Source organism: Pedobacter cryoconitis, from assembly GCF_014200595.1.
Lineage (GTDB): Bacteria > Bacteroidota > Bacteroidia > Sphingobacteriales > Sphingobacteriaceae > Pedobacter > Pedobacter cryoconitis_C.
The window spans coordinates 238,518-255,378 of sequence record NZ_JACHCG010000001.1 but is presented as its reverse complement, the minus strand read 5'-3'; the positions used below and the strand labels follow the sequence as shown (position 1 = coordinate 255,378).

The 16,861-nt window shown below is 39.2% G+C and carries 18 protein-coding genes and 1 other RNA gene; 7 read left to right on the top strand and 12 right to left on the bottom strand.

Annotated features, from left to right (window positions below):
- Positions 1-33: 33 nt before the first annotated feature.
- Positions 34-2,457: a thiamine pyrophosphate-dependent enzyme gene (locus tag HDE70_RS01205; protein ID WP_183867867.1), complete on the bottom strand. Its 2,424-nt coding sequence runs from the start codon at positions 2,455-2,457 to the stop codon at positions 34-36.
- Between the two features lie 130 nt (positions 2,458-2,587).
- Here HDE70_RS01205 and HDE70_RS01200 point away from each other — a divergent pair, with 130 nt between their 5' ends.
- Positions 2,588-2,974, top strand: a complete 387-nt coding sequence (locus HDE70_RS01200) for a DUF1573 domain-containing protein (protein ID WP_183867868.1) — start codon at positions 2,588-2,590, stop codon at positions 2,972-2,974.
- A 65-nt stretch (positions 2,975-3,039) separates the two neighbouring features.
- Positions 3,040-4,239 carry a pyridoxal phosphate-dependent aminotransferase gene (locus tag HDE70_RS01195; RefSeq protein WP_183867869.1) on the top strand — a complete coding sequence of 400 codons (1,200 nt, stop codon included), beginning with the start codon at positions 3,040-3,042 and terminating at the stop codon, positions 4,237-4,239.
- Positions 4,240-4,290: 51 nt separating this feature from the next.
- Here HDE70_RS01195 and HDE70_RS01190 read toward each other — a convergent pair whose 3' ends face one another.
- The 6 genes from HDE70_RS01190 to HDE70_RS01165 form a co-directional block, all read right to left on the bottom strand.
- Positions 4,291-4,734, bottom strand: coding sequence for a GNAT family N-acetyltransferase (locus tag HDE70_RS01190; RefSeq protein WP_183887531.1), 444 nt, complete (start codon positions 4,732-4,734; stop codon positions 4,291-4,293).
- 30 nt (positions 4,735-4,764) lie between these two features.
- Complete coding sequence (locus HDE70_RS01185) at positions 4,765-4,935, bottom strand: hypothetical protein (protein ID WP_183887529.1); 171 nt, start codon at positions 4,933-4,935, stop codon at positions 4,765-4,767.
- A 42-nt stretch (positions 4,936-4,977) separates the two neighbouring features.
- The gene (locus HDE70_RS01180; protein ID WP_183887527.1) at positions 4,978-5,385 is read right to left on the bottom strand and encodes a hypothetical protein; all 408 of its coding nucleotides are present in this window, start codon (positions 5,383-5,385) and stop codon (positions 4,978-4,980) included.
- 51 nt (positions 5,386-5,436) lie between these two features.
- Positions 5,437-6,861, bottom strand: a complete 1,425-nt coding sequence (locus HDE70_RS01175; RefSeq protein WP_183887525.1) for a COG3014 family protein — start codon at positions 6,859-6,861, stop codon at positions 5,437-5,439.
- Between the two features lie 62 nt (positions 6,862-6,923).
- Positions 6,924-7,520: a penicillin-binding protein activator LpoB gene (locus HDE70_RS01170; protein ID WP_183867874.1), complete on the bottom strand. Its 597-nt coding sequence runs from the start codon at positions 7,518-7,520 to the stop codon at positions 6,924-6,926.
- Positions 7,521-7,571: 51 nt separating this feature from the next.
- The gene (locus HDE70_RS01165; RefSeq protein WP_183867875.1) at positions 7,572-7,952 is read right to left on the bottom strand and encodes a hypothetical protein; all 381 of its coding nucleotides are present in this window, start codon (positions 7,950-7,952) and stop codon (positions 7,572-7,574) included.
- Between the two features lie 198 nt (positions 7,953-8,150).
- Here HDE70_RS01165 and HDE70_RS01160 point away from each other — a divergent pair, with 198 nt between their 5' ends.
- Positions 8,151-9,041 carry a DUF3078 domain-containing protein gene (locus HDE70_RS01160; protein ID WP_183887523.1) on the top strand — a complete coding sequence of 297 codons (891 nt, stop codon included), beginning with the start codon at positions 8,151-8,153 and terminating at the stop codon, positions 9,039-9,041.
- Between the two features lie 6 nt (positions 9,042-9,047).
- On the opposite strand, the gene HDE70_RS01155 is transcribed toward HDE70_RS01160, so the two are convergent.
- Positions 9,048-10,388 carry an MFS transporter gene (locus tag HDE70_RS01155; RefSeq protein WP_183887520.1) on the bottom strand — a complete coding sequence of 447 codons (1,341 nt, stop codon included), beginning with the start codon at positions 10,386-10,388 and terminating at the stop codon, positions 9,048-9,050.
- Between the two features lie 253 nt (positions 10,389-10,641).
- Here HDE70_RS01155 and HDE70_RS01150 point away from each other — a divergent pair, with 253 nt between their 5' ends.
- Positions 10,642-11,028, top strand: coding sequence for an ArsR/SmtB family transcription factor (locus HDE70_RS01150; protein WP_183887518.1), 387 nt, complete (start codon positions 10,642-10,644; stop codon positions 11,026-11,028).
- A gap of 1 nt (position 11,029) precedes the next feature.
- Positions 11,030-11,461 carry an SRPBCC family protein gene (locus HDE70_RS01145; protein WP_183867879.1) on the top strand — a complete coding sequence of 144 codons (432 nt, stop codon included), beginning with the start codon at positions 11,030-11,032 and terminating at the stop codon, positions 11,459-11,461.
- A gap of 66 nt (positions 11,462-11,527) precedes the next feature.
- On the opposite strand, the gene HDE70_RS01140 is transcribed toward HDE70_RS01145, so the two are convergent.
- Together HDE70_RS01140 and katG are read right to left on the bottom strand one after the other, a co-directional pair.
- Positions 11,528-12,388 (bottom strand): alpha/beta fold hydrolase, encoded by an 861-nt coding sequence (locus HDE70_RS01140; protein WP_221301989.1) that lies wholly within the window; start codon positions 12,386-12,388, stop codon positions 11,528-11,530.
- Positions 12,389-12,477: 89 nt separating this feature from the next.
- Positions 12,478-14,748, bottom strand: coding sequence for a catalase/peroxidase HPI (katG, locus tag HDE70_RS01135; protein WP_183887516.1), 2,271 nt, complete (start codon positions 14,746-14,748; stop codon positions 12,478-12,480).
- 263 nt (positions 14,749-15,011) lie between these two features.
- On the opposite strand from katG, the gene ssrA reads away from it, so the two are divergent.
- Positions 15,012-15,377: a transfer-messenger RNA gene (gene ssrA / locus HDE70_RS01130) on the top strand.
- 356 nt (positions 15,378-15,733) lie between these two features.
- Here the strand turns inward: ssrA and HDE70_RS01125 are convergent.
- Positions 15,734-15,937 (bottom strand): hypothetical protein, encoded by a 204-nt coding sequence (locus tag HDE70_RS01125; protein ID WP_183887514.1) that lies wholly within the window; start codon positions 15,935-15,937, stop codon positions 15,734-15,736.
- Between the two features lie 58 nt (positions 15,938-15,995).
- On the opposite strand from HDE70_RS01125, the gene HDE70_RS01120 reads away from it, so the two are divergent.
- Positions 15,996-16,154, top strand: a complete 159-nt coding sequence (locus HDE70_RS01120; RefSeq protein WP_183887512.1) for a hypothetical protein — start codon at positions 15,996-15,998, stop codon at positions 16,152-16,154.
- 183 nt (positions 16,155-16,337) lie between these two features.
- Here the strand turns inward: HDE70_RS01120 and HDE70_RS01115 are convergent, their stop codons facing one another.
- A complete protein-coding gene (locus tag HDE70_RS01115) occupies positions 16,338-16,664 on the bottom strand; it encodes a hypothetical protein (protein ID WP_183887510.1) in 327 nt (108 codons plus the stop codon).
- Between the last annotated feature and the right edge of the window lie 197 nt (positions 16,665-16,861).

The window sequence follows — 16,861 nt, the reverse complement described above, 5'->3', positions numbered from 1 at the left end:
ACCAGGCTTTGTCATGAAATATGAAGTCCTGAGTTAGAAAATTGCAGGATATTTTGCTTCGTTGTGTGCATGCATCATCTGGTAAATTGTTTCTACTACATCATCTACTGATGGTTTAGTGAAATAATCTCCGTCAGATCCATATGGAGGACGGTGAGCTTTCGCAGATAAAGTTTGCGGTTGTGCATCTAAATGGTAATATCCACCCTGATTCTCTAAAATCTGTTGCAGGATATAAGCTGTTCCACCACCCGGAACATCTTCGTCTACCACTAATAATTTATTCGTTTTCTGTAAAGAAGACGCGCATAAATGATCTGTGTCAAAAGGAAGCAAGGTTTGAGGGTCAATAATCTCTACAGAGATCCCGTAAGCTGCCAGTTCCTCAGCTGCTTCTTCTACAATCCTCAGCGTTGAACCGTAAGATACCACAGTAATATCTGTTCCTTCTCTTACAATTTCAGCTTTTCCTAAAGGCACTGTATATTCCCCTACGTTATCAGGCAACATTTCTTTTAAGCGGTAACCATTCAGACATTCAATCATTAAAGCCGGTTCATCTGCCCTGAACAATGTATTGTACATTCCCGCAGCCTGAGTCATATTACGGGGCACACAGAGGTGTAAACCGCGTAAAGAACCTAAAATCATACCGATTGGCGACCCTGAATGCCATACCCCTTCTAAACGGTGTCCGCGGGTCCTGATAATGACCGGTGCTTTTTGTCCGCCTTTGGTACGGTAAGATAAACTTGCAAGGTCATCACTCAAAACATTCAATGCATATAACAGGTAATCCAGGTATTGAATCTCTGCAATTGGTCTTAAACCACGCAAAGCCAACCCGATTCCCTGACCTGCAATAGTCATTTCTCTGATCCCTGTATCGGTAATTCTTAATTCACCGTATTTAGCCTGTAAACCTGCAAAGCCTTGATTCACATCACCAATGTTCCCTAAGTCTTCTCCAAATGCAACTAAGCGCTGATCGCGGGCAAAGTTAGCATCAAAACAAGCATTCAGTAATTCACGGCCGTCTACCATTTTACTATTGTCCTGGTAAGAGGCTGGTACTATATTCACTAAAGAAGGACTTTCCTTGCCGTCAGTAAACAGTTTGGAGTTATAGCGTTCTTCGTTATTCTCTTTTTCTTTCTGATACCAGCTTAATAACTGGTTTCTTGCTTCAGAAGGCTGACTTAAGGTTAAGCGAAGTGCTTTTCTTGCAGAAGAAATAACTTCTTTACGTTGTGCATCTGGTGTTCCGCCCAATGTACCTGCAATTTTTGATAAGGCCTGGTTTGAGTCAGAAAGGTTATTGATCAGACTGATTACCTGATCTTTTTCTGTTTTGATATCCCCAAGGAATTCATTCCATGCTTCTTTCTGTGCTTCACGAACCAGTTTTTTAGCGGTATCTTCTAATACAGCCAGCTCTTCTTCGGTTACAATAGCAGATTCAAGCATCCAGAGACGCATTTGACGGATACAGTCAAATTCCTTTTCCCACTCTAATCTTGCTTTGTCTTTGTAGCGTTCATGAGAGCCTGAAGTAGAGTGCCCCTGTGGTTGCGTAACTTCTGTTACGTGGATTAAAACAGGTACGTGTTCTTCACGGCAGATTTGAATAGCCTGCTGATAGGTTTCACAAAGGGCAGGATAATCCCAGCCTCTTACTTTATATATTTCATAACCTGCGTTATTTTCATCACGCTGAAAACCTTTTAAAATCTCTGAGATATCTTCTTTAGTAGTCTGATATTTCGCAGGAACAGAAATTCCGTAAGCATCATCCCAAACTGACATCGCCATTGGAATCTGTAAAACCCCTGCTGCATTGATGGCCTCAAAAAATACGCCTTCAGAAGTAGAAGCATTTCCGATAGTACCAAAGCCAACTTCATTTCCGTTAACGGAGAAGTTTTTCAGGTAATTTAATTCCGGATTCTGTCTGTATAATTTGGAAGCATATGCTAAACCTACCAAACGTGCCATCTGGCCGCCTGTTGGCGCAATATCAGAAGAAGAATTCTTCATTTCTGTTAAGTTTTTCCATGAACCGTCTTCGTTAAGTGAACGGGTGGAAAAATGGCAGTTCATTTGACGGCCCGCAGATGCCGGGTCTGCTTCTACACTTGGATTAGCATATAATTGAGCAAAAAACTCTTTAATGGTACATATACCAGTAGCAAAAGCAAAAGTCTGATCGCGGTAATAACCAGAACGCCAATCGCCATTTTTAAAAGCTTTGGCCATTGCAATCTGTGGAAGTTCTTTTCCGTCACCAAAAATGCCAAACTTAGCCTTACCTGTTAAAACCTCTTTACGGCCTAGTAAACTAGCCTGTCTGCTCTCGAATGCAATCCTGTAATCATCGATTACTATGGTCTTGAAGTCGTCAAAACTTAATTCTGAGGCATCGATGGGGTTCGTCGTAAGTTTGTTATTTAGCATCATAAGCACAAAAGTTTATTGGGCAAAGATACGTATTTTCTATTTTCCGTCCCTTACCCGAGTGTAATATATATATTAGCTTTTGACTTTGAAATGTTAATGAAAACATTAAATTTGTTCAAAAGATTTAAATATGAAAAAGCTAATTATACTATTAACCTTTGTCTTAGGTGTTACCGTTACTTCATTTGCACAAAGCAAACCAGCTGAATTTAAATTCGAAAAAGAGACGCATGATTTTGGAAAAATTCCTTTGACAAGCCCTGTTTCTGTAGAATTTAAGTTTGTAAATGTTGGTGATGAGCCTCTTATTTTGACAAAAGTAGAGACTACTTGCGGTTGTACTGTACCAACTTACACACAAACTCCTATTAAAAAAGGAGAGTCTGGCCTGATTAAAGTTACTTATACGCCTGCTGGTTCACCATTGCCTTTCAGCAAAAGCATTACGATCAACTCTAATGCAAAAACACCTACTAAAGTGTTATACATTAAAGGAGAAACAGTAGCAGGAAAATAATCCGAAGAAAAATATTATTATCAATAAAACCTCGTTAAATCAACGAGGTTTTTTATTTTTGACCCATGCCACATATTTCAGAAAAAGGGATACAAATGCCCGCATCGCCTATTAGAAAACTAACCCCATTTGCAGATCAGGCAAAAAAGGACGGTAAAAAAGTTTATCATTTAAATATCGGACAGCCGGACATTGCCACACCAGAAGGCATGCTGAATGCGATTAAAAATATTGATTTCGATGTTTGGGCTTATACGCCTTCTGAAGGAACATTAAGTTACAGAACAAAACTTACTGAATATTATAATAAACTGGGGTACAATATCACTCCTGAAGATATCTTAGTTACTGTAGGCGGATCTGAGGCGATCACGATCGCTATGCAGACTTGTGTAAATGAAGGGGACGAAATTATCATCCCTGAACCTTTTTATGCAAATTATAATGGATTTGCCTGCATGAGTAATGTGGTTGTAAAACCGATTCTATCTTATATTGAGAATGGTTTTGCTTTACCAGCGATCGCAGAATTTGAAAAGCTGATCACTGCTAAAACTAAAGCGATCATTATCTGTAACCCGAATAATCCAACAGGGTATCTGTATTCAAGAGAAGAGCTTCAGGCTTTGAAAGAATTATGCTTAAAGTATGATTTATTCTTATTCTCTGATGAGGCTTACCGTGAGTTCTGCTATGATGGCAGAGAATTCATTTCTCCAATGCACCTGGATGGTTTAGAGGAAAATGTAGTGATTATGGATACTGTTTCGAAAAGATACAGTGCTTGTGGTGCACGTTTAGGTTGCTTAATCACTAAAAACAAGGAAGTAATCAAGTCAGGATTGAAGTTTGCGCAAGCAAGATTAAGCCCTGGAATGGTAGAACAAATTGCTGGAACTGCTGCTGTTGATACACCTGATAGTTATTTTGAAGAAGTAAACAAGGAATATACTTTACGCAGAGATACTTTAGTAGCGAGATTGAATGCTATTGATGGCGTTTTCTGTCCTAATCCGGGTGGCGCTTTTTATGTAGTAGCTAAATTCCCTATTGATGATGCAGACGTATTTTGTCAATGGATGCTGGAAAGTTTCGACAACAATGGCGAAACGGTCATGATGGCTCCTGCAACTGGTTTTTACTCCAGCCCCGGCTCGGGTAAAGATGAAGTGAGAATGGCTTATGTATTGAATACCGATGATTTAAACAAAGCAATGGATTGCTTAGCGTTAGCTTTGAAACAATATCCTGGTAAAACGAACTAATAATTTTGATATAAAAGAAGCCCTGTAAATTTAATTTACAGGGCTTTTCTTTTATAGTGTCATGTGCAGTATAGGAAATGGTTTCCCCATACCATCTAAAGCAGAACGACTGATGGTTTTGAATCCCATTTTCTGATAAAACCCTACTGCCTGCTGATTATCTTCATTGACGTCGACTTTAGTAACGTGAAGGGTTTGTACGGCATGTTCCAGTAACATTTTCCCTATCCCCTTTCCCATTGCCTGCGGATGAACAAACAGCATTTCCAGTTTATCGCTTTCTATACCCATAAAACCAAGAATAGAACCATTGGTATCCCTGATGCAAAATAATTCAACCAGCTTAAGGTACTCGTTTAATAACAATGATTTAAAGAAGATAATGTCCTGTTCATTTAAAAAATAATGGGTAGCGCGAACAGAAGCTTCCCATAATTCACCTATTGCGGAGAATTCAGATTCGTTTGGACCCTCTATTTTATATAAGACTGTCATAAGATCAAAATTAAGAAATATGTTATTGAATTAAGGTTTTAGTTCCTGGTCTTTCTCGTCTTTAGTTTCTACATTTTCTGAGGGATGTTTTTCTCTGCCTGAAGGGACTGGCGCAGGCCCGCTAATCCCCAATCCAAAACACGCTAAACTAATCAGCATGACCATACTGGCAAAGCGCAATACTTTCTTGATGCGTTTCATATTCAATAAATAAAAAGGAATGAAATTTTCTGGTGTTATTGTTTAAGCTGAATAAAGAAAAGGTTCGGCTTGTTCTGGAGTATAATTAATAACTCTTCTGACCAAAAAACATCCTATAGGAAGGATATGCAACAAGACAATGAGATTTGTATTGATTTGTATTTGTATCAGCCTGTCTTTGAGGAATAGTAACATGCTGTTGGAACAAGATAAAAAGATACGCTGAAAATTTACAGTACGTATTTTTTGAATAAAGCTCCGGTAAAAAACTACGTTGCTGCGAATTGCACGGGTATGTTGACCTGCTAATTTACTTGTAGTAACTTTTGAGATAGTTATTGGACTGCGTCCGGATCTGCCGGAGATGATAAATACACTGATCAGCATTAAAACAACGAGCATCCATCGGGATACCTTCGTCATCAAAGCTGAAGTTGTTCTATGCATCATACCTTACAAATATAAGTATTTGATCCACAAATCAACCAGTGGATCAAATACTTAGCGTAATGTTGAATAATTATAGAACTGAATTCCCCCATTGCCATTGATTTTAATGGTTTTGGTTTCATCTCCTCCCTGCGCGTTTTTAAGTGTTAACGTAATTTCGTTTTCGCCCGTTTTTAAAGGGATACGGGCATAAGAAATACTACCTGGCAGAGATTGCCAGTTACGGGTATCTGCCTTCTCAGAAAGTAAGCTATAAAGCTGCATACCATAACCAAGGCCTTCTAATAAGGTATTGTTTTTCTGGCCTTCTCTTTTTGCACTTTCGCGTAAAGCGTATTCTGCTATTTTCTTAACCGCTAATCTGGAAAGTACTTTACTCATTTCATTCAGTGTACGCTGTTGAAGCGTTCTGAAAGCGAGTTCATTGATATCTTCTGCTTTTTCAAGCGTTACATCGCCCTGCGTATTCTTAAGCACTGCTGAAGCGTAATAAGAAGGTTGTGCAACATATTTAGGGAAGGAAGCTCTTAAACTCTCTACGGCCTTAATATTCAATTTATCACGGTCACCACTATAAACAAATGGGATCAGTAGACCACCCGCTGCATTGCTGAAAAACAGATTACCACCATCACCCCTGGTTAAAGTAAAGAATAAGTCTTCTTGTTTTTTAACAGGTGCTAAACCATTCTCCCAAAAGAAGATCAGTTCACCGCCTTCTGGTGCTTTCTCTGGTTTATATTTAATGCCAAATGCGGTTTCAAATTGTACAGCTTCTGAAGTAAATCCGTTCAAATAAGCTGTTCTGATTACATCTTGTTGTAGTCCTAAAGGCATTTGTGTACCGTAATAGGTCTTATCCGGGCTTTTCTGATAAATTTCAACGGCATTCCGGTAAGAGATAAAAGCATTATTGATGTCTTTATTACTCTCGTAAATCATGCCTTGCAGCATTAAAGAAAAAGCATCCTGAGCGTAACGCTTGTCTTTATTATTGAATTTATCTCCTTGTTCCTGTGCTTGCAAACTGATCCTTCTGGCTTCTACAACTGCTTCATCTGTGTTATGCAGATACAAATAGTTAAGTGCCTTATAGTAATGGATCATGAATTTCTCGAAATCTTCTCCTTTATAACGTTGTGTCATTGGGTTGACCAATACGCCGACAGTTGCATCCAGGGTACCAGTCAAACCTATTTCAAGCATTTGATCGGCTTCGTTAAAGTACCGGTTACTGTTTTCATAATCTCCAAGCAAGTGGCTTACTCTCCCCTTTTCCATTAAAAAAAGCAATTTATTTCTTGGTTTTTGGATCAGGCTGTTTTTGTCGAGTTCAATTTGTGCCTCTTTGTAATTCCCTGTAGAAATGTTTTTATAATACGGGGTAATACGGTCGTTATAACTTGCGCAACCAAATAAAAAAAGCATCAATCCTACAACTGATGCCCGAAGAGTATACGTACGAATGGTTGTCATATTTGTTATAAATTGTCCTGAACATCATGGAATGATCTTCAGGACAAGGAGAAATTACGGGATTAGTTTTTAACGTATTTGGCTATTTTCTTCTCACCGATCCAAACCACTTCATTAGTCTGAATATTAGTCAGTTCAAGATTTACCTGGTAATAAACTACTTTCTGACGTTTGTGTGCATCTACGATAGAGTTAATCGATCCCTGAAGGATATAATCAGCACCGTTTTCTAAACCAAACTTTTTGATAGTTGAGTTAGAAGAGTTCGTTTGCTGATCCGCTTTTTCTGCACGTAATTCTTCACGTTTTTTACCGCCTTGTACTAAACGTACTCTTTGTGTTTGAATGAAAGAGCTTTCGATGTCTTTTACAAAAGTTTCTGCATCAATATGCTCATGACTTTTATTCTGAACAAATCCAACAATTACTACTGGTTTTTTGCCTTGATGTTCATCCAGATGCGTGCCGATCCAGCTTGCATTCAGAATGTTCTTAGTCAGTTCATCTGCTGCCAGTCTGGAATCACTGTTATTCCATGATCCACTAATGTCTATAGTTTGATCTGTACTCACTCGTGTTACTTGTCTGGATGAGCATGATGCAATCATCATTCCTGAAGCGGCAAGCGCTGTAACCGTTAATAATCTATTGAATTTCATCTGTGTTATTCTGTTTTTTTATAATTGTTAGATCGTATTTTCTGGATTTTGTTACCAGCCGAACCAGAAATTGCTACGTCCGCCGTAATAGCCCCCATAGTTATAACCGCCATATGGATAATAGCTGCTGCCGAAGCTTAATGAAGGATAGAAGTCACCGTAGTAACCATTCATTCTTTCTTCATGTCTCCATTCACGGCGCTGACGACGGCGTTCCAGTTTAGCTTCATACCAGTCATATGCTTTGTAAGTATTCTGAACAGTAGTCCCCTGTTTACTCGTCAGAGAGTCTGCAACCTTAAAATATTTTTCCTGGCTTTCTTTATACCGCGGGTTTTGATCCGGAGCTAACCCTGACTGTTGCGCGCTTGCTGTTCCAGCGTAAAGAGCACCGAACAACAGGCTTGAAATAATGACTAAATTCCTTTTCATGACCTTAAATTTAAAGTATAACAAAAATAAGCAAAAATTGGATTGACTGTATCGTTCTGCGCCTTTGCTTCAGTTAATTTAACGTTTTTTAACGAAACTTTGATAATTCGCTGTGCAGTTTGTTCAGAAAAGGAGTTGGTTGGGATAAATAATATTAAATGGTGATATTTAATACATCTATACACATAAAATCCACTTATGAAAATACTTATCCTTTCCTTAGCATTGACCGTGATCAGCCTGATGGGCTATGCACAGGTTGCCCCAAAAGTTGACACGACAAAAAGGTGGACTATTCATGGGGAAAACACGTTATTAATTAATCAAAGTTCTTTTTCTAACTGGTCATCTGGCGGGGTGAACTCGATAGCAGGAAATATACTGTTCAATTATGATTTCAATTATAAAAAGGATGTCTGGAGCTGGGATAACAAAGTTATTTTAGGCTATGGGTTGAGTAAACAGCAAGATGTTGGTACCCGTAAAAATGATGACAGGATTATTTTAAATAGTTTATTGGGGCGCAAGGCTTCTCAATATTGGCTATATACTTTCTATGCGAATTTCCAGACGCAGTTTGCAAAGGGTTATAATTATTCGACAACGCCTCAAACCTTGATTTCAAATATTTTTGCCCCGGCTTACCTGACCTTTGGGCCTGGTTTTGCTTATAAGCGCTCAGATAATTTCAGGATTAACATTTCGCCTGCTGCTGCGCGTATTATTATGGTCACTGACCAGACACTTTCTGATGCTGGCGCTTTTGGTGTTGATCCCGGTAAAAAGAGCAAATTCCAGTTTGGCGCTTCGTTAGATGCTTATTATAAAGTAAACCTGGTGGAGAATATTAGTCTGGAAAACACTTTAAAGCTGTATGCTGATTATCTGGATAAACCAGGGAACATTTACACGGATTATACTGCAAATCTTTTCATGAAGGTGAACAAGTTTGTGACCGTAAATGCGGGTGTACAGTTGATCTATGATGATAAAACTAAAATACCTTATGTTGACAATGGGGTAAACAGAGATAAAAAAGCGTTGCAGGTCAAACAGATTTTTGGAGCTGGGGTAACTTACAAGTTCTAGTTTGTTTTAGTTTTCCGGATCTTCATTCAATTTTGAAGTCTCTTTAGAATCTCTCATAAACACGTAAACCACGAGAGAGAAAAATATACAGGCGGTGATATACCAGTAAAAATAGGGTTCATGCCCTATTTTTTTGGACCATAAGGCTAAATATTCAACTGTTCCTCCAAATATGGCTACTGTAATTCCATAAGGTAAACCAACGCCCAATGCTCTGATTTGTGCCGGAAACAATTCTGCTTTTACAATTGCATTAATACTGGTGTATCCACTCACAATAATTAAACCTGCCAGTAACAGGAAAAAAGCACTCCATTGTGAAGTTGTATTGCTCAATGTGGTGAGCAGAGGAACGGTAAAAATAGTTCCCAGTGTGCCAAAGCCAATGAGAAGTGGCTTACGGCCAATACGGTCAGAAAGAGTACCGAAAACCGGTTGTAACAAGGCAAAGATGAGCAGGGAGAAGAAAGATAAAAGTGTGGCGTCCCCTTTGGAAAGATGAACGGTATTGACCAGGAATTTCTGCATATAGGTGGTGTAGGTATAAAATGCGAGGGTTCCTCCCAGTGTCATTCCTACCACAGTTAGTATAGCTTTAGGGTGTTTGAGTAATTCTCTGATCGTTCCGCTATCTTTTTTACTCTTGCGGGCTTCAAAAGCTTTTGTTTCATGCAGATTTTTACGAAGGTAAAGGGCTACAACAGAAAGTATAGCTCCAACGACGAAAGGGATGCGCCATCCCCAGGAAGTTAACTGATCTTCTGTGAGTACTCTTTGAAGGATGATCTGTATACCTAACGCAATCAGCTGTCCTCCGATCAGTGTAACATACTGGAAGCTGGAATAAAATCCACGGCGGTTTTTAGAGGCCATTTCGCTTAAGTAGGTTGCAGAGACTCCGTATTCACCCCCAACGCTAAGTCCTTGTAATAATCTGGCGGTCAGCAGCAGTAACGGGGCCACCAATCCTATTGTTTTGTAAGTTGGTGTTAATGCAATCAGTAATGACCCCAGAGACATCAGTAACACGGATAATGTCATACTTTGTTTACGTCCTGCTTTATCAGCAATACGGCCAAACATCCATCCGCCGATTGGGCGCATCAAAAAGCCAAGCGCAAAAATCCCTGTCGTATTCATCAGTTGGGCAGTTAAATTACCCGAGGGAAAAAAAGAGGAAGAAAAGTAAATGGAAAATGCGGAGTAGGCATACCAGTCGTACCATTCTACCAGGTTCCCTATTGAACCTCCAAAAATAGCTTTAAGCCGTTGTTTGGAGATCCTGGACGGCTCCCGGTTTTCATCAGTTGATTGTTCGATTGCGGATAGGTCAGTTTGTCGGTTCATACATTGGTTGTAGTAGCAACATAAGAAAAAAAATAGAGATTGAGTATCAAATAAGCATTAAAATATTGCCATAAGTTATTAATTGATAGTACCCTTCCACATAATGATACATTGATAGTTTGATACCGAGATATCTTGACATTTTTACATATTAATATATTTACTAGCTATATATTTTCTTTTAAATAATTTCCGTAACCAAAAGGTTTCATTTATATTTGTAACCGAACGGCTACACAATTAGCCAGACCAAATGAGAAGAGATGTTTTTCAGGCGATTGCTGATCCTACACGCAGAGAGATTTTGAATATGATTGCAACTCAATCTTTAAATCTGAATACAGTAGCTGGCAACTTTGAAATTAGCCGCCCTGCAATTTCAAAGCATATAAAAATACTAATGGAGTGTGGTTTGATCAATATTAAACAGCAAGGCAGGGAAAGGATATGTGAGGCAAGGTTAGAGAAATTGAACGAAGTTGCGGAATGGATTGAACAGTATAAAGTATTCTGGACATCAAAATTAGACGCACTGGAAACATTCTTAGCGAAAGATGTAGAAGAATCTATTACTTCTCAAAGTCCCTCCACTCCTATTGTTAAATCAGCTAAAATTAAAACCAAATCTAAAAATCAATAGTATGAAAAATCAACCATTTGAAATTGAAAGGACTTATAATGCACCTGTAGAAAAAGTCTGGAAAGCCATTACTGATAAAAATGAGATGAAGCAATGGTATTTTGATCTGGAAGAGTTTAGTCCGGAAAAAGGTTTTGAATTTACATTTGACGCGGGTGATAAAAATATCATGTACACTCACATTTGTAAAATAGTGGAAGTTATACCTTATCAAAAACTCAGCTATAGCTGGAGGTATAAAGATTATGAGGGTGATTCACTGGTTACTTTTGAACTGTTTCCAGAAGGAGAGAAAACCAGGTTAAAACTTACGCATGAGGGATTAGAAACATTTCCTCAAAACAATCCTTCTTTTGCTAAGGAAAGTTTTGCTGGTGGATGGAATGAAATTATCGGCAAGAATTTGAAGGGATATGTAGAAAAGGCTGGATAAGGACTTGTTATCGATACAATTAATGCCAATTTATAAACTGGCATTAATTGTATTGTTGATTTTTTATTAAATCTCTTTTATAAATGTCATTAACAGATCTGAGGCAGCGATCGGTTGTTCTTCCGGAATATAATGTCCGGTATCAGGCATGACTACGGAGCGAATTTTCTTTTCAGAGATTTTCTGCATGGTTCTGCCAACATTTTCCCCTTGTGCTTTTGCGCCACCTATAGCCAGTACAGGAATTTGCAGTACAGTTGGGTGATTACGGTTAAACTCCGCACTTATCGGAAATGCGCGGTAGTAGGCAAATCCATTAGCTAATCTTTCGCGGCCCTGGTAAGCTTTCACATAGTAAGCCAGATCCGATTTTGTGATCGCATCTTTAACACCAGATTTTGTCGTAAAATACCAATCCAGGTAAGCTTCTTCTTTTCCTTCGATCAAAAACTCTGGTATATCAGTAACTGCATGAAAATAAAACTGCCATATTTTAGCGGCATTTTCCGGCTGGAAGATTTCATCAGGAATCAATCCGGGAATTCCTGCATCCATAATAGTTAGTGAGCTGAGCTGATCTTGAAATTCAAGTGCGAATGTTGCTGCTACCCAGGCACCTACATCGTGCCCGACTAAGTGAAATTTATTGATTTCCAACTGCTGACAGAATTTGCTGATATACCTGGCTGCTGTTAAGGTATCTGCTTTGGGCAGGGGATTCGAATTTCCCATTCCTGGAAGTTCCAATGCGATTACACGATAATTTACTGAAAGCAGCGGAATCATCTTCCTCCAGGCATAAGCCGTTTGAGGCCATCCTGGTAAAAGTAAGATTACAAGCCCTTCGCCTTGTTCATAGTAATGTATTATAATACCATCAACTTCGCAGTAACGAATATCCGGCATCATATTGTTGTTTGTTGTCATTACGTGTTTTAATTCATAATTTTTATAAGATTTTTTCGATAAAATAAAGGCACCGTAATCTGGTGCCTTTATTTTAGAATATCAGATGATTACTTTAAATCGAACCTGTCCAGATTCATTACTTTAATCCATGCGGCTACAAAGTCTTTTGTAAATTTCTCCTGAGCATCCGCACTTCCGTATATTTCTGCAACGGCCCTTAATTCCGAATTAGAACCAAAAACAAGGTCTGCACGGGTACCTTTCCATTTGGTCTCACCAGTAGTACGATCGCTGCCTTCGTAAAGTTCCTTATCTCCTGATACTGCTTTCCAAACTGTACTCATATCGAGCAGATTGACAAAGAAATCATTGGTAAGCTGTCCTGGACGTGAGGTAAAAACACCATTATTTGATCCATCAAAATTGGCATTTAAAGCACGTAAACCTCCTACCAGCACCGTTAGTTCAGGTGCTGTAAGTGTAAGCAAATGAGCTTTATCTATCAACAGTTCTTCAGTAGAAACAGGAACTTTTGTTTTCCGGTAATTACGGAAACCGTCAGCAGCAGGTTCCAGGTAGCCGAATGATTCCACATCAGTTTGTTCTTGTGAAGCATCTGTACGACCAGGTGTAAAAGGAACTGTTATTCCATGTCCTGAAGCTGCTTTTTCAACACCAGCACAACCGGCCAGTACGATCAAATCTGCCAGTGAAACTTTTTTACCATCTCCCTGTGCACCATTGAATTCCTTTTGAATACCTTCTAATACGTCTAATACTTTTTGCAATTGTGACGGATTATTCACTTGCCAGTATTTTTGTGGAGCCAGACGGATACGGCCTCCATTAGCACCACCGCGCTTATCAGAACCACGGAAAGTGGAAGCCGATGCCCATGCCGTAGAAACAAGTTCTGATACACTTAATCCTGATTGCAATACTTTTACTTTCAATGCTGCGATATCACTTTCATTGATCAATACGTGGTCAACTGCTGGAACAGGATCTTGCCAGAGTAATTCTTCCTGTGGCACATCAGGGCCAAGATAACGTGCAATCGGTCCCATATCACGGTGTGTTAATTTATACCATGCACGTGAAAATGCATCTGCAAATTCATCTGGGTTTTCAAAGAAGCGTCTTGATATTTTTTCATAGGCCGGATCAAGCCTTAAGGCAAGATCTGTAGTCAGCATAGTAGGCAGGTGCTTTTTTGAGCCGTCAAATGCATCGGGGATAATAGCTTCTGCATTTTTAGCAACCCATTGGTGCGCTCCGGCAGGACTTTTAGACAGTTGCCATTCAAAGCCAAACAGGTTTTCAAAAAAGTTATTGCTCCACTGAGTAGGTGTTTTAGTCCAGGTAACTTCCAGTCCGCTGGTAATCGTATCGGCGCCTTTACCTGAACCGTAACTGTTGCTCCAGCCTAAGCCCTGCATTTCTGTGTCAACAGCTTCGGGTTCTTTGCCTACATGATCAGCAGATGCCGCACCATGGGTTTTACCGAAGCTATGGCCGCCAGCTATAAGTGCGACGGTTTCTTCATCGTTCATAGCCATCCTGCCAAATGTATCACGGATATCTTTAGCCGCAGCAACCGGGTCAGGGTTACCATCCGGGCCTTCAGGATTTACATAGATCAATCCCATTTGTACTGCTGCAAGCGGTTTTTCCAGGTTGCGGGAGTGGATATCACCGTCGGCATCATCGTCAGACACCAGTACTCCATGCCCCTCTTCTACTCCGGATGAACCATGTGCGTAACGCAGATCACCACCTAGCCAGGTAGTTTCAGAGCCCCAATAAACGGATTCGTCTGCTTCCCATACGTCTTCACGGCCTCCTGCGTAGCCAAAGGTTTTAAAGCCCATTGATTCCAATGCTATATTACCGGTGAGGATCATCAGATCTGCCCATGAAATCTTGCTACCATATTTTTGTTTAATTGGCCAAAGTAGTCTGCGGGCTTTATCGAGACTTACATTATCAGGCCAGCTGTTAAGGGGTGCAAAACGTTGCAAGCCTGCACCGGCACCGCCGCGCCCGTCGCCAACACGATAAGTACCTGCACTGTGCCATGCCATACGAATAAATAAGCCACCGTAGTGCCCGAAGTCTGCCGGCCACCAGTCTTGCGAATCTGTCATTAGCGCATGAAGGTCTGTTTTCACTGCTGCAAGATCGAGGCTTTTGAAAGCTTCGGAGTAATTAAAATCTTCACCCATTGGATTTGATAACGAAGAATGCTGACGCAGAATACTCAGCTTTAGCTGGTTAGGCCACCAATCGTTATTTCGGGTACCTCCACCCCCAACGTTATGCTTCATACTGCCGTTATGAAACGGACATTTACTGATGTCATTTGATTCGTTTTCCATATGTTTATAAGTTTATATATCAAATACGTTCTTGCGCTCCGATAATTGCAGAGCAGTATAAATTTATGATATTGGATGAAATAATCACAATCAATTATCTCTATAGCTAATAGTCACAATCTATAATGTAAGCTACTGATTATTAAACGGATTCCGGAATAATGGCCTAAATGACTCTTTTATATAGAAATTGGCATAATATTTCGTAAATTTGTACTGGATATTTGAAAAGGAGTAGTTAACCACAAATATTTGTAAGTATTGGGGCCGTTTTGGATTTGACAGGGCGGAGGTACGTATGTTAGCATGCAGTGCGTTGTACGGGGAGCACTTTAAAGTGAACGTTCACACTTTGATTGGCGAAAATAACTACGCCTTAGCTGCTTAATTTAGAATTAAATAGCTTTTGTCCCTCTGGCTGCCGCGTTTTTAGGCCGGAATCAGGGGCATCGAAATAATTACGCTGGCAATTGTAAGGTATGGTACAGTTGTAAGATAAAATACCTAAGGAGAAAGGCAAGGTAGGTTTCCGGCCCGTCTGATCCCGAAAATAGAGTGGAAAATAAGCATGTAGAAGGCATAATTTGCCACGCAACTGGACAAGGGTTCGAACCCCTTCGGCTCCACGAGTTTAAAAGTTAGGAGTGACTAAATGTCGCTCCTTTCTGTTTTAAAGGCATTATTTAAAATAATTGAGCCACTATCTAACACAAGTAAACATTGTCTATATTTACACCACACTGATTTTCTACTATTTCAACCATTTACACCAATACAGGCTAGTCTAAAGCTCCACTTTTATAAACAGAAAACTTATGCTGATGGATGTCATTCAGTACTCCTACAGTATATAATTGACGACAGAGTAAAGAGGAAGGTTTTAATGCGGTGTAAATTGGAAGACTGGGATTTTGAAACTTTCGGCGATCCTCATCGGAAATCATTGTCTTCATAGATCCTAATTTTGGTATTTCTTCGTATGTCATCATGATAAATCGACTTCTATTACTAATGGATTATATTTAGTTCTCATATCAATAACTTTTAACGGTGAGTTATGTTCTTCTGACAGCTGCTTTAAAACTTCAAGAACTTCCCTATTTGACGGATGATGATTTAAATTTACGGTTATATCTTTCTTAACTTTTATAATATCAGCTTCTAAATATTGTATTGTAGTTATTCCCATATTCAAATATATTGATTTTAGATTTTACTTCTCTATATTGGTTAAATACTAAACGCTAATGGAAATAATTAATTTCGTCGCTTTTAATGCAGATGTATGGGGAACAGTTTCAGACTGGATTATAGTAATTGTCACTTCTTCAACTGCTATTTATTTGGTGAAGAATTTATTTCCACTCAGTATAGCTTTAATGTCGCATATCCTGGTGAAGTACTGATTTCTTTTCTTCCCATGCTACCAATTAGAATTAATTATGATGAGAATGGTGATCCGGCTCTTACTGTTGAAAAAGAATGTTCAATCCGTTTTTTTGATGTATTCGAAAACGAGTATGAGCAGCGAATATTTTATTACTGGGATAATGACAATGCTATGGTATCCATATCTCCGGCCAAGTTAATTAAGGGACACTAATATCGTATAGTTTCATCATTGCTTTAATTAAGTTGATTGTTTCAGAGGTGCACAGATCCGCTGGAGTTCTCCGGTTGATCACCCAGCCATTTGCCAAAGCCAGATTATTCTTATCCATAAACCGCTGTATTCCGGTACCTGAGCTATGCCAGCTTTTTCCTTTCATGTGAATGCTTACCTCTTGCTTTATTGCGATCTTCAGTACCTTACCATCCATTGCTACGGGTATTGCATTATCGAACCGGTACAGACTCTCTGTGCTGAAAAAAAATTCCGGCCACACTTCAAGACCAAGCTCAATTTTAACCAGCATAGCAAACATATCAGCAGCAACCCTTAGGTAAAGATATGGTCTTGAAATTTTGAGGCATATACAAGGAATTTAAAACCATTCACAACTACAGATAACAGGGTATATAACTAAAACAACTATAGCTATTGAACCTACCCAGGGTTAAATTAAGTGTAATTATAAAAATTTTTAGCTAATATGAGGAAATAATGTATTTT